The following is a 20951-nucleotide window of genomic DNA, read 5'->3' as shown; positions in this document are numbered from 1 at the left end:
GCCACCGCCGGCCGACGTCCGTCACCCAACACCACCGCCCCGCATCCGTCACCCGCCCCCACGATCGTTCAGTGCCCCAACGGCCGCCGGGGAAGCGGCGAGGAGTAGACGACGCTCGTGGTCACCGAGCCCAGGGTGCCGATCTTGCCGGCCACCTCCTCGAGGTGACTCATCGAGCGCGCGGCGACCTTGATGACGAAGCAGTCGTCGCCGGTGACGTGATGCGCCTCCAGGATCTCGGGCGTCGCCAGGACCAGGTCGTGGAAGGGCTTGTAGTTGCCGTTCGGATACCTGAGCCGCACGAACGCGAGGATCGGCAGGCCCAGGTTCTCCGGGGCGACGACAGCCGCGTACCCCTGGATGACACCCGCCTCCTCCAGGCGCCGGACGCGCTCGGTGACCGCGCTCGCGGACATGGAGACGGCACGGGCCAGCTCGGCGAAACTGGCCCGGCCCTCCCGCTGGAGGACATCGAGGATGCGCCAGTCGGTGGCGTCCGGGGAATAAGCGGTCATGTGCGATGGATAGCAGGGAAATCCCCGGTCGATCAAGAGTGAGGCCGTGGATCGCCACTTCAGGGAGTGGGGCGCCGGACGTAGATTTCTGGGAAGGAAATCCCGAGCGGGCGATGCGGACGGCATAGGTCCGGCGGGACCGGGAGGCAGGACAGGACCATGACTGTGACCGCTGTGACCAGCACCTCTACCGCCGGGAACGCCGTTCTGCGCGTCGCGCCGGCGACTCCGGCCGAGGCCGCCGCCTACTTCGGCGCGAGCCTCGCGTTCCACGCCGACGTCTCCGATGTCGCCGCCGCCCTCGCCGCCGACGGCGACCCCGGCTTCGTCCTCCTCGACTCCCGCTCGCCCGAGTCCTGGGACCAGGGCCATGTCCCCGGCGCGATCCACCTGCCGACCGCCCTCATTCCCGACCAGGCCGAACAACTCCTCGACAAGGCCGTGCCGGTCGTCACCTACTGCTGGGGCCCCGGCTGCAACGGCGCCACCCGCGCGGCCCTCGCCCTCGCCGAACTCGGCTTCCAGGTCAAGGAGATGCTCGGCGGTTTCGAGTACTGGGCCCGCGAGGGCTTCGAGTTCGAGACCTGGGAGGGGACCGAGCGGCGCGCCGTGGACCCGCTGACGGCGCCGACGGACGCGGAGGACTGCGGCTGCTGACCCCTGTGAGCGCGTTCGGGCGCCTGTAAGCGAGTTCGGGGCCGGAGAGCGCCGGGGGTGCTGTTTCGGACAGCGGAGGCAACGGCGAACTCCCCCTGGATCAACGGCGTGTAGCTTCTGCGCATGGCGAGAAACGACGGCTTGGGCACGGTCGAGTGGGTGGAGTCGGGCGGCGGGCCGCTCATAGTGATCCCGGAGATCGTGCTGCCCTTCTGGTCGGGTGCGGACGGCGACGAGATGTACTCCGACTACGACCGGGCCTGTGACGTGGACGGCTCCATCGGCCTCGTCCCCGTCGGCGACACCCGGGCCCTGGTCCTCGGCGACGAACCGGCCTCGACCTCCTACCTGCCCGAGCACGGCGCCTTCGTACGCTGGTGCGCGGCCGACTCCGAGGACGACCTGCTCAAAGGCGTTCCGGCGGCACTCGAAACGGCGGTCTGGGAGCCGGAGGTGCACTGGAACGTGCCCGGCGCCGTGATCCTGTTCGACGCGGCCTGGCCCGGAACCACCTCGACGCGGACGGAGCACATCAGGGTCGCACTGGAGCCGGGCCGGTACGCGGTGCGCTCGACGTACGCGGAGCCTGGACCCGAGACGTGGGTGGGCCTCGTACAACTGCGGCGGCTACCCGATTAGAGAGCGCTCTCATCGCCTCCGGCGCCCATGGAACGGCCCTGCTCCCCCCGTTTGCACCAGGGGGAGCGGGGCCGCCGTAGCCGCTCTCAGAGCCGGGACAGCTCGTCCACCAGGTCGTCCAGGCCCAGCGACCCCTGCGACAGGGCCGCCATGTGCCAGGCCTTCGCGTCGAAGGCGTCGCCGTGACGCTTCCGGGCGTTCTCGCGGCCCAGCAGCCAGGCACGCTCGCCGAGCTTGTAGCCGATGGCCTGGCCCGGAATGGTCAGGTAGCGGGTCAGCTCGCTCTCCACGAAGTCGGCCGGACGGCTGCTGTGCGCGCCGAAGAACTCCTGCGCCAGCCCGGGAGTCCAGCGCTCACCCGGGTGGAAGGGCGAGTCCGCCGGGATCTCCAGTTCCAGGTGCATACCGATGTCGACGATGACCCGCGTCGCGCGCATCATCTGCGCGTCCAGGTAGCCGAGACGCTGCTCAGCGTCGGTGAGGAAGCCGAGTTCGTCCATCAGCCGTTCCGCATACAGCGCCCAGCCCTCGGCGTTGGCGCTGACTCCGCCGATGGTGGCCTGGTAGCGGGAGAGGTCCCCCGCGACATGCACCCACTGCGCGAGCTGGAGGTGGTGCCCGGGAACGCCCTCGTGGTACCAGGTCGAGACCAGGTCGTACACGGGGAAACGGGTCTGGCCCATCGTCGGCAGCCAGGTGCGTCCCGGGCGCGAGAAGTCCTCCGACGGTGCCGTGTAGTACGGCGCCGCGGCGCTGCCGGGCGGCGCGATACGCGACTCCACCTTCCGTACCCGCTCGGCGAGTTCGAAGTGTGTCCCGTCCAGCGCCTCGATCGCCTGGTCCATCAGGTTCTGGAGCCAGGCCTGGACCTCGTCCACGCCCTCGATGTGCGTGCCGTGCTCGTCGAGGTGCGCGAGGGCCACCCAGGGGGTCTCGGCGCCGGGCAGAACCTTTTCGGCCTCTTGCCTCATCTCGGCGGACAGGCGGTGGTACTCGGCCCAGCCGTACGCGTACGCCTCGTCGAGGTCGAGATCCGTACCGTTGAAGTAGCGCGACCAGCGAGCGTACCGCTCGCGGCCGACCGTGTCCGGCGCGCCCTCGACGGCCGGCGCGTACACGTCGCGCATCCAGTCCCGCAGGGACACCAGGGCCTCGGTCGCGGTGCGGGCGGCGGTGTCCAGCTCGGCGCGCAGTGCCTCGGGACCCGGGGCCACGAAGTCCTCGTACCAGCCGCGGCCCTGCCCGTCGGAGTCGGTCCACTCCGTGAGCTGCTCGATGAACGTCGCGGTCGGGCGCGGGCTCCCGTACAGCTTGCGCTCCAGGCCGAGGGCGAGGGACTGGCGGTAGCCGGCCAGCGCCGCCGGCACCGCGCGCAGCCGTTCCGCGACCGCGGCCCAGTCCTCGTCCGTCTCGGTGGGCGTGATCGTGAAGACCTCGCGCACCGAGTGCGCGGGCGTGTGCATGTTCCCGACCAGACGCAGGTTGTCGTCGGCGTCGTGGACGCCGAGTTCGGCGCTGAGCCGCTCGCGCAGCAGACGGCCGCAGCGGCGCTCGATGTCACTGTCCGCGCCCGGCTGCCGTTCCGCCTCGTCGAGCCGCTCCAGCGTCCTGCGCGCCAGGTCGGCCAGAGCGTCCTGGCCCGCGGGCGAGAAGTCCGGCAGTCTGCCGGAACTCGCCGTGTCGCCGAGATAGGTGCCGGTGACCGGGTCGAGGGCGATGAGATCGTCGACATACGCGTCGGCGACCTCGCGGGGCAGCGGGCTCTTCGTCTGTGACATGCGGCCATCCTCGTACGAGGACACGGTCCGCGTCACCAGGGATTCGCCGAGGGCGTGGCCCCTCCGGTCAGCCCTCGCGGCGCGGTGGCAACAGGGGACCGCAGTCCCACTGCTGGAAGATCAACCGGGTCTCGACGCGGGCCACCTCACGCCGGGAGGTGAACTCGTCCAGGACCAGCCGCTGCAGATCAGTCATGTCGGCGACCGCGACATGGACCAGATAGTCGTCGGGCCCGGTGAGATGGAAGACGGTACGCGACTCCGGTAACGCCCTGATCCGGTCCACGAACGGCCCGACCAACTCCCGCCGGTGCGGCCTGACCTGCACGGACAGCAAGGCCTCCAGGCCCCGCCCCAGCTTCGCCGGATCCAGCCGCAGCTGATGGCCGAGAATGACTCCCGCACGGCGCAGTCTGGTCACCCGGTCCAGACACGTCGAGGGCGCGACACCCACCTGCGCGGCGAGATCGCGGTACGTCGTCCGGGCGTCGTTCTGCAACAGCCGCAGCAGATGGAGATCCACCGGATCCAGTACGACGGAATCAGCCATGCGGCGAACGTAGCACGGGTTTTCCCGCCATCTTCCCGGTCTCTGTTCAGGCTCATGCCATGGACTCCGTCAGCTACGGCACACGCGACCCGAGACCGACGACGACACCCTCCTCCCATGGCGCCGGCCGTACCCGCGCACTCGCCACCGAGGCCGTACACGCCGGGCGCGAGGACCTCGCCCGGCAGGGACTGCACGCGGCACCGATCGATCTCTCCACGACCTATCCGTCGTACGACAGCCGCGGCGAGGCCGCCCGGATCGACGCGTTCGCCACGGACGGTGCCGAACCGCAGGGTCCGCCCGTCTACGGCCGGCTCGGGAACCCGACCGTCGCCCGTTTCGAGACCGCCCTCGCCCGCCTCGAAGGCACCGGGAGCGCCGTCGCGTTCGCGAGCGGCATGGCCGCGCTGAGTGCCGTACTGCTCGTACGCAACGCGCTGGGGCTGCGCCATGTCGTCGCCGTACGGCCCCTGTACGGCTGTAGCGACCACCTGCTCACCGCCGGGCTGCTGGGCTCGGAGGTGACCTGGGTCGACCCGGCCGGAATAGCGGACGCGCTGCGCCCCGACACGGGCCTGGTGATGGTCGAGTCCCCGGCGAACCCGACGCTCGCCGAGATCGACCTGCGGGCCGTCGCGCACGCCTGCGGGTCCGTGCCCCTGCTCGCCGACAACACCTTCGCCACGCCGGTGCTGCAACGCCCCGCCGAGCAGGGCGCGCGGCTGGTGCTGCACAGTGCCACCAAGTACCTGGGCGGCCACGGCGACGTGATGGCCGGGGTGGTGGCCTGCGACGAGGAGTTCGCCGGGCGGCTGCGGCAGGTGCGGTTCGCCACGGGAGGCGTTCTGCATCCGCTGGCCGGCTATCTGCTCCTGCGCGGCCTGTCGACCCTGCCCGTACGGGTCCGGGCCGCGTCCTCGAACGCCGCGGAACTGGCCCGCCGGCTCACCGCCGACCCGCGGGTGGCCCGCGTCCACTATCCGCGCGTCGGCGGCGCCATGATCGCCTTCGAGGTGCACGGCGACCCGCACGCCGTCATCGCCGGGGTCCGGCTGATCACTCCCGCCGTGAGCCTCGGCAGCGTGGACAGTCTCATCCAGCATCCGGCGTCCATCAGTCACCGTGTCGTCGACCCGGCGGACCGCCGCGACGCCGGGGTCGGCGACCGGCTGCTGCGGCTCTCGGTGGGGCTGGAGGACGTGGACGATCTGTGGGCCGACCTGGACGGGGCGCTGGGCGGGCCCGGTGCTCGGTCCTGACCCGCCCGGGGTTCTCAGGCAGGACGGACGGCGAACGGTCCGCCGGTGCGGAAGGCCAGTTCGGCGAAGCGCTCGCCGATACGGCGGTGGGCGGCGGCGTCCGGGTGGAGCTGGTCGGGCAGTGGCAGCTCGGCGGAGTCCGCCTCGCCGTAGAGCTCCCGGCCGTCGAGGTAGTACAGGTTGGGGTCGTCGGCCGCCCGCTGCTTCACGATGCGGGCGAGCTCGTCCCGGATGACGTTGAGCGTCAGCTTCCCGGCGGCGACCTCCGCGGGGTCTCCGGCCGCCATGAACTGGAGCTGCCCCTCACCGAGATTGCTGAAGTCCGGGAGGCTCGGGCCGGGGGTGTCCTCGTGGATGGGACACAGGATGGGGGAGGCGAGCAGCAGCGGCGTGCTGGGGTGTCCCTCGCGGATGGTGTCGAGGAAACCGTGCACCGCCGGGGTGAAGGCACGCAGGCGCATCACGTCGGCGTTGACCACGTTGATGCCGATCTTGACACTGATCAGGTCGGCGGGAGTGTCACGCAGCGCGCGGGCGGTGAACGGGTCGAGCATGGCGCTGCCGCCCAGACCCAGGTTGATCAGTTCCACTCCGCCGAGCGAGGCGGCCAGCGCGGGCCAGGTCGTGCTGGGGCTCTCCGCGTTGGACCCGTGGCTGATCGAACTGCCGTGGTGCAGCCACACCTTGCGACCGCCGTCCGGCACGGGTTCGACGGGGGCGTCGGTGCGCAGCTCGACCAGCTGGGTGATCTCGTTGTACGGCAGCCAGATCTCGACGTTCTTCTCGCGGTCGGGCAGTCCGTCGAACCGGACGGTGCCGACGGGTCCGGGCCGGGTCTCGGCGGAGCCGGCCGTCATGTCCACGGTCAGGACATTGCCGCCGGGCGCGCTCGTCCGTTCGGTCAGCTCGCCGTCGACGAGCAGGTCGTACATCCCGTCGGGACGCGGCGGGGCGCCCTGGTAGACGGTCTTGGTGGGGAGCGTGTCCAGTTCGACGGCGGTGGCCCGGGTACGGAAGGCCAGCCGTACGCCGGACGGCTGGGCCTCCGCCATGGCCAACTGCCCCTCGGCGTACTGAGCGCGCGCCCGGGCGGGCAGCCGGTGCGGCAGCACCCCGTGCTCGGTGCGCTCCAGATCGAGCGCACCGCGCACGAGGTCGGCGGTGATGGGCGTGGAGATCCAGTCGCGCTGATGGTTCATGGCCTCAGCATGTCAACGGGATAGCTGGTCCGCACACGAATATCGGGGTTGCGGAGGCCGGATGGGCGGGGCGCGGGGGTGGAGTGGGTGACGCCCCGCCCCGTACCCATGGAAAACGGGCCCGCGCCAGCGGGACTAGTCCCGTACGACCCGCTCCCCGCGCTGCCCCTCGTCGTGCGGCAGTCGTGACGTCACCGGTGCGGCGTCCAGGCGGGCCGTGATGACCAGGGTGCCTTCCTCGATCTGGTAGTCGAGGGGAAGGCCGAGGCCGCGCATCGCGGCGACCATGCCGGTGTTGGAGGCCTGCGTGACGGCGTACACGCTCTCGCAGCTCGCCTCGACCGCCATCGCGACCAGCCGGCCGAGCAGTTCGGCGCCGATACCGCGGCGCTGCCAGTCGTCCTCGACGAGGAGCGCGATCTCCGTCTCGTCGCCGTCCCAGAGGAGGTGACCGAGCCCGACGACGCGCCCGGAGGCCGTCTGTACGGCGAGGGTGCGGCCGAAGCGCGGGCTGAGCAGGTGGTTGAGGTAGCGGTCGGCGTCGCCGACGGGACCGTGGTAGCGCATGCTCAGGGTGCGCGGCGAGCAGCGCTCGTGCATGGCCTTGGCGGCCTCGACATCGGAGGCGTCGGCCCGCCGCACGCTGATGGCGTTGCCCTCGGGCAGCGTCAGCACGTCCTGGCTGCGCGGGATCCGCGGGCCCAGCCGCGCGTCCAACTCGACCAGTGCCCGAGCCCGCGCGAACTCCGTCGGCGTGAACGGCAGATACGGCCGCTCCACCGTGATCATCCCGCCCTCCGGAACCCGCAGACGCATCACCGTGCCCTCGAGTGCCCCCTCGACGGGTGCGCCCTCCTCGGCCCGACCGGACCCCGGCGACCTGGCGGGCAGCGAGCGGATGGTGCACCTGCCGAGCAACTGCCTGAGCGCGAGGGGCAGTTCGGCCGCGTCGAGGGCTGTGCGGGTGGCCAGACCCAGTACCCGTGTCGGCGCGTCGACCAGGTCGTGGGCGTCGGCCCGCTCGATCCAGGTCTCCGTGCCGCCCGCCAGCGAGACGGCGCGCGTCATGTCGGAGGCGGCCAGGTCGCCGGGCGAGCGCAGCAGGAACTCGTCCACGGTGCCCTCTGCCAGCGGATGCGTCTGGAGGCTGAGGATGTCGACCCGGTGCCGCGCCAGTGCCGAGCACAGTGAGGCCAGCGATCCCGGCGCGTCCTTCACCGTCGTCCGCATCCGCCACAGCGTGGTCACCCCGGGGACGGCTTCAGGAGCGGCCGCGGAGTCCTCGGACTGCTCTGCCCGGCGTACGTCGGGTAGCGGCCCGGCGCCCGTATGGCCCGCCGGGGGCGCGTGACCGTGGTGTCGTGCCCACCATGTGTGGAAGGCGGCCGTGGCGACCAGGACGACGGCCGAGATCATCAACAGGGCCTTGCCGTCGGGACCGTGCCCGATCAGGTTGGCGACGCCGTCCGCGACCGCGACGGCCGTGAACAGGGCGGCGAGCTCCACGAGGTCCCGCCGCCAGTGGTGAACGGGTCGCCCGTGCTTCGTTCGCGTCACGTCAGTCATGTCTGGAGTCATACAGTCACTGTGAAGGAACCGTGTTGCGTGATCACGAACGGTCTGTGACTGATCGGTAAAGTGTCCTTCTGTACCTTTTGTTGTTTTTTTAACGACTTCATTGCCCTCAGGGAGGGGACCGCGAACAAGACCGCGCACCGGGGGATGACTCCGGTGCGCGGTCGGCGGTTCAAGGTTAGGGGAGAGTCATCGGTCACGACGACCCGTCACCCCGGCTCCCGGGTGCTACTGCCCCACGCGCCCGGGCTGGAGTACCCGCGTGAACAGCACACTTCCGTCCTGCTCGCGCAGCCGCACCGTCAGTTCGCCGCTGTGGCCGTCGATGTCGACCTCGCCGAAGAACTGGTAGCCGCCCGCGGGCGAGACGTTCGAGGCGGTCGGCGCCTTCACGAACACCCGCTCCGGACCGAAGGTGTTGTCCAGCGCGCTCGCCGGGAAGGCGCCGGCGTTGAGCGGTCCTGAGACGAACTCCCAGAACGGTTCGAAGTCGGTGAAGGCAGCCCGGGACGGCTGGTAGTGCTGCGCCGAGGTGTGGTGCACGTCGGCCGTCAGCCACACCGTGCCCGTGATCCGCCGGTGCTTGACGTACCGCAGCAGCTCCGCGATCTGGAGCTCGCGCCCGAGCGGCGCACCCGGGTCGCCCTGGGCGACGGCCTCGATGTTCGGCTGCCCCTCGGTGGTGTCCGGCACGACCAGGCCGATCGGCATGTCCGCGGCGATCACCTTCCACACCGCTCGCGACCGCGACAACTCCCGCTTGAGCCACTGAAGTTGCTCGGCGCCGAGAATGCCCTGTGGGTCGGTGGTCTGGGTGCCGGGGGAGTTGGCGTTGCGGTAGGTCCGCATGTCCAGCACGAAGACGTCCAGGAGCGGGCCTTGGCGCAGGACCCGGTACACCCGGCCGTCCTGGTTGTCCGGCCGCAGCGTCGGGAGGGGGAAGTACTCGCTGAACGCGCGGCGGCCCCGGGCGGCCAGGACGTCGACGCTCTTCTCGGTGTAGCGGGTGTCCGAGGCCGCGATCACCTCACCGGGGTACCAGTTGTTGCGCACCTCGTGGTCGTCCCACTGGATGACCGACGGAACCTGGGCGTTGAAACGTTTGAGGTTCTCGTCCAGCAGGTTGTAGCGGAAGTTGCCGCGGAACTCTGCCAGCGTCTCGGCGACCTTTGACTTCTCCTCGGTGGTGATGTTGCGCCAGGTGCTGCCGTCCGGAAGCGCCGCCGTTGCCGTGATCGGGCCGTCGGCGTAGATGTTGTCGCCGCTGCACAGGAAGAAGTCCGGGTCGAGCCTGGCCATGGCGTCGTAGATCCGGTAGCCGCCGAGGTCCGGGTTGATGCCCCAGCCCTGTCCCGCCAGGTCGCCCGACCACAGGAAACGCACCCCGTCGCGCCGCCCGGCGGGGGCCGTCCGGAAAGTGCCGGTCACCGGCTCGCCGGTACGACGCGGGTCGTCGGGGTCCGCGAGCAGCACGCGGTAGTGGATCTGCTCGCCCGCGGGCAGCCCGTGCAGCCGGGTCGTCCCCGTGAAGTCGGTTCCCGCGCCGAGCAGCGGCCCCCGCCACCTGCGGGTATGGCGGAACGACTCGGTCGCCGACGTCTCGACGATCATCCGGGCCGGGCGGTCGGACCGTACCCACACCAGCCCGGAGTCGGCGGTCACGTCTCCGGTCTGGACGCCCCACCCCGCCTTCGGCCGGCCGGACAGGGCGAACGCCGGTGCCGCGCCGAGCGTGGTGGGCAGGGCCAGCGCGGCGGAGGCGGCGAGGGAGCCGCGCAGAACACCTCGGCGGCCGGGGAACGGATTCTGCGGACGGTGTGACATTGCGCGCCTCCAGGGACGGATTCGGCCAATGGGCAATGCCACAACTACTGGTGCGCCGCAGCGCGCACGGAAACCACAAGTGAACACCTGACCGTCAGGGCGATGGAACCGGTGTGCGGTTCAGGGGCGCGCGTCTCGGATCCGGACGGCGTCGGCCATCAGCCGTACCCCGTCGCGGATCCGCGCGGGGGAGAGGTGCGCGTACCCCAGCACCAGCCGTACGCCGTCGTCCACAGCCTCCCCGTAGTGCGCCAGCGGACGTACGGCCACACCCTCCGCCGCCGCCCGCCGCAGGAAACGGTCCCGTGGCCCGTACCGCGCGGGCAGCACGGCGATCACGTGCAGGCCCGCCGCGATCCCGGACACCTCCGTGCCGGGGAAGTGCTCCTCGAGAGCGGCTACGAGGGTGTCGCGCCGTTCCCGGTAGGCGCGTTGGCAGCGGCGCAACTGCCGGTCGTAGTCGCCCCGTTCGACGAAGCGGGCCAGGAGTGCCTGGTCGACCACGGGGTTCCCGAGATCCATGGTGCGCTTGCGCTCGACGACCTCCTCGGCCAGCGACTCCGGCACGAGCAGCCAGCCGAGCCGCAGCCCCGGCGCGAGGGACTTGCTGACCGACCCCGTGTAGGCGACGTGCTCCGGGTCGAGCCCCTGGAGCGAACCCACCGGGGGACGGTCGTAGCGGAAGTCCCCGTCGTAGTCGTCCTCGATCACCAGGCCGTCCGAGGACCTCGCCCAGTCCAGCAGTTCGGCCCGGCGCTCCGCGGAGTACGCGATCCCCGAGGGGAACTGGTGGGCCGGCGTCGTCACCACCGCCCGTACGCCCGAGGCCTCCAGCGGTCCAGGGGCCAGCCCCTCTCCGTCCAGCGGCAGCGGTACGGTGCCGACGCCGGCCGAGGCGAACAGCGCGCCGTGCTCGGGGCTGCCCGGATCCTCGACGCCGACGTCACGCACCCCGCGCGCGTGGAGCACGAATCCGAGCAGCGTCATCGCCTGCGCGACCCCGGAGACCACGACGATCCGCTCCGGTTCGGCGACGACACCACGGCGTCGCGCGAGCAGCTCGGCGAGGGCCGTGCGCAGCCGGGGCAGCCCGCGCGGATCCGGGTAACCCAGTGCGTGGTGCGGGAGTTCGGCGAGCACCCCGCGCTGCGCGGCCGTCCACGCCGCTCGCGGGAACAGCGACAGGTCGGGCGTACCGGGAACGAAGTCGGCGCGGGCGTCGGCGGGTCGCGGAGCCAGATCACGCGCGCGTGGACGGGCGGCCCGCGCGGCCTCGCCGACCCAGGTCCCGGCACCCCGGCCACTGCGCAGATAGCCCTCCGCGGTCAGCTGCTCGTACGCCTCCGTGACCAGCCCCCGGGACACCGCGAGGTCGGCCGCGAGTTCACGGCTCGCCGGCAGCCGGGTGCCCGGCGCGAGCCGCCCCGAACGGACCGACTCGCGCAGCGCCTCCTGAAGCGTGCGCCCACGCGCGCGTGCCGGTGCCGACGCGGCCGGCAGAAGCAGCTCCCAGGCGGCGGCCCAGGGGGTCGGCGCCGGTCCCTCGGACCCGAGGGGTGGGGTGTCCCTCGCATTGGTCCCCGATGACGTCATGGAAGTGGACCTTAAACCGGACCGCGTCCGTTCATAGCGTCGCTGCCATGAACGTCACCCCCGTCCGGGGCGCCCTGCTCGCCGCCCTCGCCTGTGTCCTCGTCGGAGCCTCCTTCACCGCCAACAGCTTGCTGGGCCGATACCCGTACGCGGGCGGCCAGTTCCTTCGCTACGGACTCGCCTGCGTGCTCCTGCTGCCGCTGGTCGGCCGAGGCGGCGCGGCACCGCTGCGCAGGCTCGCACCGCGCCAGTGGGGCCGCCTCGCGCTGCTCGCGGCGGTCGGCATGGTCGGCTTCAACCTCGCGGTGATCGCCGCCGAACGGACGGCGGAACCAGCGGTTCCGGGCGTCTTCGTGGGCTGCGCCCCGGTGGTCGTGGCCGTCGTCATCCCCCTTCGGGACGGCCGCCGCCCGCAACGCCTGGTCCTGTACGGGGCGTTGCTCGTGGCGGTGGGCGCCTTCGCCGTCCAGGGGTGGGGCCGTACGGACGTCACGGGGATCGCGTACTCCGTGGGCGCGCTCGTCGGCGAGGTGGGCTTCGCGGTCCTCGCCGTGCCCCTGCTCCGTCCGCTGGGTCCACGGCTGCTGTCGGCCACGGTCTGCGGGATCGCCGCGGCCGAGTCGGCGGCGGCCGGCGTGCTCGTCGACGGCGGCGCCTGGCTGCGGCGGCCGGACGTGACCGAGGCCGCCGCGCTGCTGTGGCAGGCAGTGGTGGTCACGGTCGTCGGCTTCGTGTGCTGGTACACGGGCATGCGACGGATCGGCGCCGAACGCGCCACGCTCTTCTCCGGGCTCATCCCCGTCGCGGCGGCCGGCACCGCGCCGCTCGTCGGCACGGGCTCCTACGGCGCCGCACAGGCCGTCGGGAGCGCGCTGGTCGGCGCCGGGGTCGCCCTGGGGTCGGGTGTGCTGGCGCGCGTCGGCCGCCGGTCAGCGGCTGCCGTCGAGGATGACGCGGGCGACGAGCGCCGGATCGTCGTTCATCGGGACGTGCCCGCAGCCGGGCAGCCTGACCAGCCGGGCGCGCGGAATGATCCGCTTCGCGCGGATCCCCTGGCGGCGCACCAGCAGCCGGTCCCTGGTGCCCCAGGCCACGGTGACCGGAAGTCCGGCGACGTCGTCGGTGAACCGGACGGAGCCGCCCGCCCGGAGAGTCGGGGTGAAACCCTCGGCGCGGGCCAGCGCGAGGGTCTCCGCGACGACGGCCTCGGGTGAACGGCGGGCCGGGCGGGCGTAGATGGTGCTCGTCAGCACCGCCCGTCCCGCCGCCGTACGCGAGAGCCGCTCGACCAGCGGGACGGGCATGCCCCGCGCGGCCTGCCGCATCGCGAGCAGCACACCGAAGGCGTACCGCCGCTCGGCCTGCGACCAGAACCCGGCGGGCGAGAACGCCGTGACGGACCGTACGAGCTTCTCGCGGCCCAACTCCAGTGCCAGCAGGCCGCCCAGGGAGTTGCCGGCCACATGAGGCCGCTCGATCTCCAGCGCCTCGCACAGCGCGGCGAGCGCGGGCACCACTGTCTCCAGATCGTGCGTGAGCCCGTCGGGCAGCGCCGGGGACTCGCCGAAGCCGGGCAGATCGACGGCTATGACGTCGCGCTCGGCCGCCAGCAGGTGGACGACCGGGTCCCAGGCCTGCCGGTGGTGGCCGATGCCGTGCAGCAGGAGCAGCGGCTCGCCCGTGCCCACGCGCGCGTAGGACAGCGTCACGGTCCTCGGGCCGCGCGGAGAGGGGAGGCTGAAGGAGACCGTGGCGGACATGATGCTGCTCCTTGTCTGGGACGCTGACGGGCCGTCTCGTAGACAGCGTGTCAGCAAATGTTACCGATGGGTAGACCTCGGTGGACGCGATCCGCGCGGGCCGATGTCACGAACCGCGCGGGCCGACATCACGAACCGCCCACGCGTACGCCCTGTCGATCCATCCCGCCTGGACACGGGCATGGCGAGTCGGATGGGATGGAGCCGTGGCCCACGACACCGTGACTGACGTCTTCGAAGAGCACCGCCCCGTTCTGATGGGCGTCGCCTATCGCATGCTCGGCCGGGTGGCCGACGCGGAGGACGTGGTCCAGGAAGCCTGGCTGCGGTGGTCCGGCGCCGACCGGTCCGAGGTGCGCGAACCGCGCGGCTACCTGGTGCGGGTCGCCACCCGGCTCGCGATCGACCGGTTGCGCCAGTTGGGGTCGCGGAAGGAGGCGTACGTGGGACCGTGGCTCCCCGAGCCGTACGCCACCGACTTCGGGGACACCGTCCCCGACACCGCGGAGCGTGCCGTGCTCGCCGATTCCGTCTCGCTCGCCGTCCTCGTCGTCCTGGAGTCCCTCTCGCCCCTGGAGCGCGCGGTGTTCGTCCTCCGGGAGGCCTTCGGGTTTCCGTACGCGGAGATCGCCGCCATCCTCGACCGGGGCGAGCCCGCCGTACGCCAACTCGCCGGCCGGGCCCGCCGGCACGTCGACGAACGGCGCCCGCGCTACGAGGTCGACCCGGCCGAACGCCGCGAGCTCACCGAACGGTTCCTCGCCGCGGCGACCGAGGGCGACTTGGCGAGCCTCATGTCGCTGCTGGCCCCCGACGTGCGGCTGATCGGCGACAGCGGCGGACTGTCCAAGGCGCCGTCGCGGGTCATCGAGTCCGCCGACAAGGTGGGGCGGTTCCTCAACGGAGTGGCCCGCAAGGGCGTCACCGACGTGTCGTTCCGCTTCCTGGAACTCAACGGCGGCATCGCGATCCTGATCCTGTCCGGCGGCAAGCCCGACAGCGTCTTCCAGTTGGACGTCGGAGACGGCCGGATCCAGCGCGTATACGTCATGCGCAACCCCGAGAAGCTGCTGTCACTCGCCGAGGAGTAGGCCGGCGGTGAGCCGGTAGCAGGTCAGCGGATTCCCGGGCCCGGCTGCCCGGCCCGTGCGGTCACCGCGAGCCCCCGCCTTGTCGACGGGGGCTTTACGGCGTTGTGTCGGGAACGTCACCCCGCACGAACGCCCCGTGAACGCTCTGCGGCAACACCCTGTGCAATCCGTCAGGGATTGAGGATTGGTCTTGACCAAGGGTGGGGGCGGACATATGGTCGCAGGGATAGTGCAGGAACCTTTAATAAACAAGGGCGCTAAAACGCCGCCGGGACACGGCGATTGCGGAGGACCAGGGTGGGGACCCAGCAGCTGGAAGCGGTGCCGGAGCCGAAGTACTGGCATCTGAAGACCGTGCTGACCGAGGCATTGGACTCCGAGTTCTCGGTGGGCGAGGTTCTGCCCAACGAGCGGGACCTGGCGGCCCGGTTCGGGGTCGCCCGAGCCACGCTCAGGCAGGCTCTCGAACAACTCGAACTGGAAGGCCGGCTACAGCGCCGCCGTGGCGTGGGCACCACTGTCGCCCCGCCGCGCGTGGGCGTGGCCGTCGGATCCGAACAGCGTGTGTGGCCGGGCGCGGTCGGCGACGCCTGGCAACCCGTGGACTGCACGGTGGCGGTCCCGCCCACGGGCGTCGTCGGCATCCTCGAGTCGGCGGAGGACGAGCAGGTGCACATGGTGCGCCGCTCCCGGGTGACGCACGGCCAGCCGGTCGCCGCCGAACTGCTCTACATCCCGGCGTCCTCGGTGCCCGACCTGTCCGCGATCGACGCACCCTCGGGTGCCGCACGCGCGCGTGCGGTGCTGCGTGAGCTCCAGCGCCTGGACCTGGACTCTCAGGACAGCGCCGTGGAGCTCGGCTCCGCCCGCGCGGACGACGCCAAGGAGCTCGACCGGCTTCCCGGAGCGCCCGTCCTCGTCGTCACGACCCGCTTCTTCGCCGGGGGACGCACCGCGGCGGTCTCCGTCGCCACGTACCGCGCCGACACCTGCCGGCTGACCTTCGGCGACTCGGGTGGCGTGGAGATACACCACGACCCGGAGCGCAAGGCTTCCTGAGCCGCGGGCGGTCCGGCGTCGAGCGCCGAATCCGTCGTACGAAGGCGTCCCGCCCCGGAGGGTTCCGGCGCGGGACGCCTTCGTCTGCCCGATGGGCTGGTTGTGCTCAGCGGTGCGGCCTGGTGGGCGGGTTGTGCCCGACGGTGCGGCTTGGTCGGCGGGTCCCGCTCGACGGGGCGGCTCGCGCGCTGGGTCCGCTAAGTGGCGGAGGGCTGCACCGGGGCTACGGGGGGCGCGGCGGGCGAGATCGGCGCCCTGGTTCCGCTCAGTTGCGCTGTCCGGTGGACCGGTTGCGCTAAGTGCCGCTGTCCGGTGGACCGGCTGTGCCCGGCGACGCTGCCCGGCGGACCCGTTCCCCTCGTGGCGCTGCCTGGCAAGCCGGTTGCGCTCGTGGCGCGGCCCGGTGGACCGGTTGCGCTCGGCGGCGCTGCCCGGCGGGCTCGTTCCGCTCGTGGCGCTGCCTGGCAGACCGGTTGCGCCCGGCGCCGCTGTCCCGGCGGGCCGGTTCCGCTCAACGGCTCGGACGGGCAGGCCCGTTCCGCTCAGCGGCGCGCGGTCACGGTGCCCTCGACAGCGAACAACTGCTCCTCCACATGGTCGAGAGCCAGCCGCAGGGCGCCCGTCGCCACGGCAGCCTCGCCCAGGAGCGAGAGGGTCACCCTCGGCGGGCGCAGGCAGTAACGCGCCAACTCGCGCCGCAGCGGCTCCAGTACGCCGTCCAGACCGGCCGCCCAGCCGCCGATGACGACGAGTTCGGGGTCGAGCGCCAGGACCAGCGCCGCGACATCGTGCACCAGACGCTGGATGAAGCGGTCGACCGCCGCAACGGCCCGCTGATCACCGCTCCGGGCATACGCGAACACCTCGGCCACGGCCTGTTCGTCCAGCGGGTGCAACGGCTCGTCCGTGGTGGACAGCAGCGTCTCCGGCGTCACCTCGCGGCCCAGCAGATGCAGCGCGCCGATCTCGCCCGCCGCGCCCCCGTAGCCCCGGTGCAGCCGTCCGCCGATCAGCGAACCGGCGCCCGGGCTCAGCCCGGCCAGCACGAACACGACATCGTCCGACTCGGTGGCCGCGCCCTTCCAGTGCTCGGCGACCGCCGCCGCGTTGGCGTCGTTCTCGACCAGCACAGGGCACTTGAAGGACCGGCTCAGCCGTTCACCGAGGCGCAGGCCCGTCCACTCCGGCAGCGCCGTGCCCAGGCGTACGGTCCCGTCCGCCTCGACGATCCCCGGGCTGCCCACCCCGACCGCGCGCAGCGAGCTGCGGGCGACCCCCGCCCGGCGCAGCAGCTCGGCGACGGCCGTACGCAACCGCTCCAGCCGCTCGTCGGCCGACGCCGTCTCCTCCACGTCCTTCGACATGGCGCCCAGCACCCGGCCGTCCAGGTCCGAGAGGAGCGCGGCGACCCGGTGCGGGCCGATCTCCAGGCCCAGAAGATGACCTGCCTCGGCCCGGAAGCGGAACCTCCGGGCCGGCCGTCCCTGGCGCCGGGCAGCGCCCTCCTCGGCCGCCTTCTCGACGACGAGTCCGGCCTCCATCAGTCCCTCGACGACTCCTTCGACCGTGGGCCGGGACAGCCCGGTCACCCGGGTGATCTCGGTGAGGGTCGCGCAGTCCGTGGTGCGCAGCGCGTGCAGCACCACCGCGGAATTGATCCTTCGCAGCAGAGAGGGGTCCCCGCCGGTCAACTGCCCCAACGTCCGTCCTCCCAGCTCGTGCGCGTGTTGGCCGGATCGTACTCGGCCGCGGCGGACCCCGGCGAGTGCCGGGGGTCAGTTACCTACCGACGGGTCGGAATCATCCCGGCGCCACGAAGCCCGACTCGTACGCCGCGATGACCGCCTGCGTGCGATCCCGGGCCCCAAGCTTGGTCAGTACGGCGCTGACGTGGGACTTGACGGTCTCGCCCCCGACGATCAGCCGGGTGGCGATCTCCGCGTTCGACAGACCCCTGGTCATCAGCCGCAGCACCTCCGCCTCCCGCTCGGTCAAGGCGGCCCGCTCCATGGCGGCCCGCGCGGCGGGATTCCCGGCGCTGTCCCCGTATTCGGCGGCCAACTGCCGTACCGAGGCGGGGAACAGCAGCGACTCGCCCTCGGCGACGAGCCGCACCGCGTGCACGATCTCGGCGGGCCGCGCCCGCTTCAGCAGGAACCCGTCGGCTCCGGCGCGCAGCGCCTCGTAGACGTACTCGTCGTTCTCGAACGTCGTCACCACCAGGATCTTCGGCGGATCGTCCACCGTCCGCAGCACCGCGCGGGTGGCCTCGATGCCGTCCATCAGCGGCATCCGTACGTCCATGGCGACCACGTCGGGCCGCAGCTGCCGCACCAGGGGGATCACCGCGGCACCGTCGGCCGCCTCCCCGACGACCTCGATGTCGGGCTGGGCCTCCAGCACGGCACGCAGACCGGCGCGTACGAGGGGTTCGTCGTCGACGAGCAGAACGGTGACCGGCATCCGGCCAGCGTAGATCAGCGCAGCGGCAGCTCTACATGCACCTGCCAGTCACCCTCCTCGGGTCCCGTCCGTGCCCGCCCGCCGAGCAGCGCCGCACGCTCCCGTATCCCCCGCAGCCCGCTGCCCCGGCCGGGCCCCGGTATCTCCGCGGTGAGCGCATTGCGGACCTCCAGAACGAGGCTGTCGTCCCGGACCTCGATACGGACCCGGGCCGGGACGCTCCCGGCATGCCTCAGGACGTTGGTGAGCGATTCCTGAAGGATGCGGTAACCCTCGCGGGACACCGGTCCCGGCACGGTCTCCACCGGACCCGTCACCTCCGCGTCGACCTTGGCGCCGGAGGAGCGCGCCGACTCCAGCAGCCGGTCCGCCTCCGCCAACGAGGGACGGCTGCTCACCGGACGCTCCGCCTCCCGCAGCACGCCGAGTACCCGCTCCAGGTCCTCCAGCGCGGCCCGGCCGGTGTCCTCGATGGCGCCCAGCGCCCGGTCGGTGAACGCGGGGTCGCCGGCCGCCCGGGCCGCACCGGCCTGCACCACGGCGACGGTCAGCGCGTGACCTATGGAGTCGTGGAGCTCGCGCGCGATGCGGTTGCGCTCCAGGAGCTGATCGGTGCGCTCCTCCAGGGCGGCGAGCCGCTCGCTGGAGGAAGGGCCGAGGAGACGGCGCCCTATCGCCGTGATCAGCTCGCCGAGGCCCACGACCGCGCCGTACAGGGCGAGCAGCGGCAGCGGGAAGAGCAGTGCGTAGGCCCAGTGCGGGTCCGAGACCGGCACGAAGGGGTTGTCGGTCGTGTCGTGGCCGGTCGCCGCGTAGACGAGATCGAAGGCGATCAGCGGCAGCCAGACGGTGACCCCACAAGCCACCCACCCGCCCACCAGCCGGACCTCCAGCCAGAGCACGGTCCGCCACCGGTCCCGCCAGGTGCGCGAAGGCGCGACCGAGAAGGCCGCCTCGCCGCCGCCGCGCGCCAGCATGAACTGCGCCTGCACACCCTCGCCCCGTCGTACGGCCGGCACCAGCCCCAGCGGGATCAGCAGCACCGCGGGCACCCAGGGCTTCGTCATGTCGATGAACAACCACACGCTGACGAACAGCATCGGCACCCACAGGTGCAGCAGACGCGTGTACGTGGTCCCCCGGAGCAGCGGGCGCAGAAATCGGGCCATTGGGTCATCGTGGCAGGCCGCACCGACGACGTGCGTCCCCCGGGCGGGGGAGACGTTTTCCTCCCGCGGGGGAGGTGACGGCCCCTCACCGGAGGCCAGGCTGGGGCCATGACCAGCATCGACGTCCAAGACCTCACCAAGGAGTACGGCCGCACACGCGCCGTGGACCGGCTCAGCTTCAGCGTCCTCCCCGGCCGTGTCACCGGATTCCTCGGACCCAACGGCGCCGGGAAGTCCACCACCATGCGGCTGGTCCTGGGCCTGGACCGGCCCACGTCCGGCACCGCCACCGTGGGCGGCCATGCCTACGCCACCCTCCGGGAGCCCCTGCGCCACGTGGGCGCCCTGCTCGACGCGCACGCTCCGCACGGATCCCGGACAGCCCGGGACCATCTGCGGGCGCTCGCCGCGAGCAACCGTGTCCCGGAGCGCCGCGTGGACGCGGTGCTCGAGGAGGTGGGGCTCGCCTCCGTCGCACGGCGCCGCGTGAAGACGTACTCCCTCGGCATGCGCCAGCGGCTGGGTGTCGCGGGCGCGCTCCTCGGGGACCCGCCCGTGGTGCTGCTCGACGAACCGTCGAACGGCCTCGACCCCGAAGGGATCATCTGGGTGCGGGAGTTGCTGCGCACACTGGCCCGCGAGGGCCGCACCGTGCTCGTCTCCAGCCACCTCATGAACGAGACCGCGTCCTACGCCGACCACCTCGTCGTCCTGGGCCGGGGCCGACTGCTCGTCGACACGCCCATGCGGGGTTTCATCGACACCCGCGTACAGCCCCGCGTGCGGGTGCGCACCACGGACGACGGCGCGCTGGGTCGGCTGTTCGCGGACCACGGCATCGAGGCCGTCGAGGGTGAGGGCGGACGCTGGGCCGTGCTCCACGCGCGCGTGGAGGACATCGGGCGCCTCGTCTCGGCCGCGGGCCTGACCGTCCTCGAACTCGCCGCGGAGGAAGGCACGTTGGAACAGGCCTATCTGGATCTGACCGCCGCCGAGACCGAGTTCGCCGCCACCCCGTCCCCGACGCGGCCTCAGGAGGCCTGACCATGACGTTCTCGCCCGCACTCCGCTCGGAGTGGATCAAGATCCGGACGCTGCGGTCGCTGGTCGGAGGACTCTGCGGCGTCCTCCTCGCCACCGCGCTCTTCTCGGCGCTCGCCGGACTCGACAGCGAGGGCGAGGAGTTCGACCCGCTGTTCTCGGCGTTCTTCGGAGTCAGCTTCGGACAGATCGCCGCGATCACCTTCGGCGCGCAGGCCGTCTCGGCCGAGTTCCAGGGCGGTGCGCTGCGGGTGTCGCTGGCCGCGGTACCCGACCGGACGCGGTGGTTCGCGGCCAAGGCCGTGGCGATCGCGGTTCCCGTGCTGGCTGTCGGCCTGCTCACCGGAGCCGTGAGCCTGGCGTTGGGCAAGGCGGCACTCGGGACGAAGGCCGACGGGCTGACCTGGAGCGAGGGACTCCGTGGCGTCGTCGGCTGCGGCGTCTACCTGATGCTCATGGCCCTGTTCGCGGCAGGCCTCGCGGCCGTCCTGCGCAGCGGTGTCGCCACGCTGAGCATCCTGATCCCGTTCCTCCTGATCGTTTCCTTCGTCGTCGGGAGCGCGTCGGCCGGCGTCGCCGACTTCCTGCCCGACAAGGCGGGCCAGGTGGTCTTCCACGAGACGTGGGACGGCCCCCTCGGAGCCTGGACGGGACTCGCCGTCACCGCGGCCTGGGCGACGGCGGCCCTGGTGGCCGGCGGGTGGAGCGTTCGGCGCCGCGACGCCTGATCCGTCAGAAAGACAGATGCGGACGTCGCCCCGCCGAGGGCAAGGAGG

Annotated in this window: 18 protein-coding genes and 1 pseudogene; 8 read left to right on the top strand and 11 right to left on the bottom strand. The window is 72.1% G+C overall.

Going from position 1 to position 20951, the window contains the following annotated elements; translation table 11 throughout:
* Positions 1-68: 68 nt before the first annotated feature.
* Positions 69-515 carry an Lrp/AsnC family transcriptional regulator gene (locus ACIBLC_RS10025; RefSeq protein WP_399210274.1) on the bottom strand — a complete coding sequence of 149 codons (447 nt, stop codon included), beginning with the start codon at positions 513-515 and terminating at the stop codon, positions 69-71.
* Between the two features lie 159 nt (positions 516-674).
* Between ACIBLC_RS10025 and ACIBLC_RS10020 the strand changes: the two genes are divergently transcribed.
* Together ACIBLC_RS10020 and ACIBLC_RS10015 are read left to right on the top strand one after the other, a co-directional pair.
* Complete coding sequence (locus ACIBLC_RS10020) at positions 675-1172, top strand: rhodanese-like domain-containing protein (protein ID WP_399210273.1); 498 nt, start codon at positions 675-677, stop codon at positions 1170-1172.
* Between the two features lie 123 nt (positions 1173-1295).
* On the top strand, positions 1296-1811 hold the full coding sequence (locus tag ACIBLC_RS10015; protein WP_399210272.1) for an immunity 21 family protein: 516 nt from the start codon (positions 1296-1298) through the stop codon (positions 1809-1811).
* A gap of 86 nt (positions 1812-1897) precedes the next feature.
* On the opposite strand, the gene ACIBLC_RS10010 is transcribed toward ACIBLC_RS10015, so the two are convergent.
* Positions 1898-3589 carry a DUF885 domain-containing protein gene (locus ACIBLC_RS10010; RefSeq protein WP_399210271.1) on the bottom strand — a complete coding sequence of 564 codons (1692 nt, stop codon included), beginning with the start codon at positions 3587-3589 and terminating at the stop codon, positions 1898-1900.
* Positions 3590-3656: 67 nt separating this feature from the next.
* Positions 3657-4139, bottom strand: a complete 483-nt coding sequence (locus ACIBLC_RS10005) for an Lrp/AsnC family transcriptional regulator (protein ID WP_383685499.1) — start codon at positions 4137-4139, stop codon at positions 3657-3659.
* Positions 4140-4198: 59 nt separating this feature from the next.
* Here ACIBLC_RS10005 and ACIBLC_RS10000 point away from each other — a divergent pair, with 59 nt between their 5' ends.
* Entirely contained in the window at positions 4199-5401 is a 1203-nt protein-coding gene (locus ACIBLC_RS10000; protein ID WP_399210269.1) for a trans-sulfuration enzyme family protein, read from the top strand.
* A 14-nt stretch (positions 5402-5415) separates the two neighbouring features.
* Here the strand turns inward: ACIBLC_RS10000 and ACIBLC_RS09995 are convergent, their stop codons facing one another.
* The 4 genes from ACIBLC_RS09995 to ACIBLC_RS09980 all read right to left on the bottom strand — a co-directional run bounded on the left by ACIBLC_RS09995 (position 5416) and on the right by ACIBLC_RS09980 (position 11592).
* On the bottom strand, positions 5416-6600 hold the full coding sequence (locus ACIBLC_RS09995; RefSeq protein WP_399210268.1) for a GDSL-type esterase/lipase family protein: 1185 nt from the start codon (positions 6598-6600) through the stop codon (positions 5416-5418).
* A gap of 135 nt (positions 6601-6735) precedes the next feature.
* Complete coding sequence (locus ACIBLC_RS09990; RefSeq protein ID WP_399210267.1) at positions 6736-8166, bottom strand: GNAT family N-acetyltransferase; 1431 nt, start codon at positions 8164-8166, stop codon at positions 6736-6738.
* Between the two features lie 237 nt (positions 8167-8403).
* Positions 8404-9999 (bottom strand): alkaline phosphatase D family protein, encoded by a 1596-nt coding sequence (locus ACIBLC_RS09985; RefSeq protein WP_399210266.1) that lies wholly within the window; start codon positions 9997-9999, stop codon positions 8404-8406.
* Between the two features lie 120 nt (positions 10000-10119).
* Positions 10120-11592 carry a PLP-dependent aminotransferase family protein gene (locus ACIBLC_RS09980; protein ID WP_399210265.1) on the bottom strand — a complete coding sequence of 491 codons (1473 nt, stop codon included), beginning with the start codon at positions 11590-11592 and terminating at the stop codon, positions 10120-10122.
* Between ACIBLC_RS09980 and ACIBLC_RS09975 the strand changes: the two are divergent.
* A pseudogene (locus ACIBLC_RS09975) lies at positions 11583-12428 on the top strand (EamA family transporter); the annotation flags it as partial. The gene ACIBLC_RS09980 and the pseudogene ACIBLC_RS09975 sit on opposite strands and share 10 nt — an antisense overlap.
* A gap of 93 nt (positions 12429-12521) precedes the next feature.
* Here ACIBLC_RS09975 and ACIBLC_RS09970 read toward each other — a convergent pair.
* Positions 12522-13352, bottom strand: coding sequence for an alpha/beta fold hydrolase (locus ACIBLC_RS09970; RefSeq protein WP_399210264.1), 831 nt, complete (start codon positions 13350-13352; stop codon positions 12522-12524).
* Between the two features lie 206 nt (positions 13353-13558).
* Between ACIBLC_RS09970 and ACIBLC_RS09965 the strand changes: the two genes are divergently transcribed.
* Positions 13559-14443, top strand: a complete 885-nt coding sequence (locus ACIBLC_RS09965) for an RNA polymerase sigma-70 factor (RefSeq protein WP_399210262.1) — start codon at positions 13559-13561, stop codon at positions 14441-14443.
* 297 nt (positions 14444-14740) lie between these two features.
* A complete protein-coding gene (locus tag ACIBLC_RS09960; RefSeq protein ID WP_399210261.1) occupies positions 14741-15502 on the top strand; it encodes a GntR family transcriptional regulator in 762 nt (253 codons plus the stop codon).
* Positions 15503-16044: 542 nt separating this feature from the next.
* On the opposite strand, the gene ACIBLC_RS09955 is transcribed toward ACIBLC_RS09960, so the two are convergent.
* From ACIBLC_RS09955 to ACIBLC_RS09945, 3 genes are all read right to left on the bottom strand, one after another.
* Positions 16045-17202 carry an ROK family transcriptional regulator gene (locus tag ACIBLC_RS09955; protein ID WP_399210260.1) on the bottom strand — a complete coding sequence of 386 codons (1158 nt, stop codon included), beginning with the start codon at positions 17200-17202 and terminating at the stop codon, positions 16045-16047.
* A gap of 100 nt (positions 17203-17302) precedes the next feature.
* Positions 17303-17965, bottom strand: a complete 663-nt coding sequence (locus tag ACIBLC_RS09950) for a response regulator (RefSeq protein WP_399210259.1) — start codon at positions 17963-17965, stop codon at positions 17303-17305.
* A 14-nt stretch (positions 17966-17979) separates the two neighbouring features.
* Positions 17980-19134 carry a sensor histidine kinase gene (locus ACIBLC_RS09945; RefSeq protein WP_399210258.1) on the bottom strand — a complete coding sequence of 385 codons (1155 nt, stop codon included), beginning with the start codon at positions 19132-19134 and terminating at the stop codon, positions 17980-17982.
* A 108-nt stretch (positions 19135-19242) separates the two neighbouring features.
* On the opposite strand from ACIBLC_RS09945, the gene ACIBLC_RS09940 reads away from it, so the two are divergent.
* Both ACIBLC_RS09940 and ACIBLC_RS09935 read left to right on the top strand, forming a co-directional pair.
* Positions 19243-20178 (top strand): ATP-binding cassette domain-containing protein, encoded by a 936-nt coding sequence (locus ACIBLC_RS09940; protein WP_399210257.1) that lies wholly within the window; start codon positions 19243-19245, stop codon positions 20176-20178.
* Positions 20179-20180: 2 nt separating this feature from the next.
* A complete protein-coding gene (locus ACIBLC_RS09935; RefSeq protein WP_399210255.1) occupies positions 20181-20903 on the top strand; it encodes an ABC transporter permease in 723 nt (240 codons plus the stop codon).
* Positions 20904-20951 lie beyond the last annotated feature (48 nt).

The organism is Streptomyces sp. NPDC050535 (assembly GCF_044457665.1).
Classification (GTDB): Bacteria; Actinomycetota; Actinomycetes; order Streptomycetales; family Streptomycetaceae; genus Streptomyces.
This window is presented reverse-complemented; position numbering and strand designations above follow the sequence as displayed.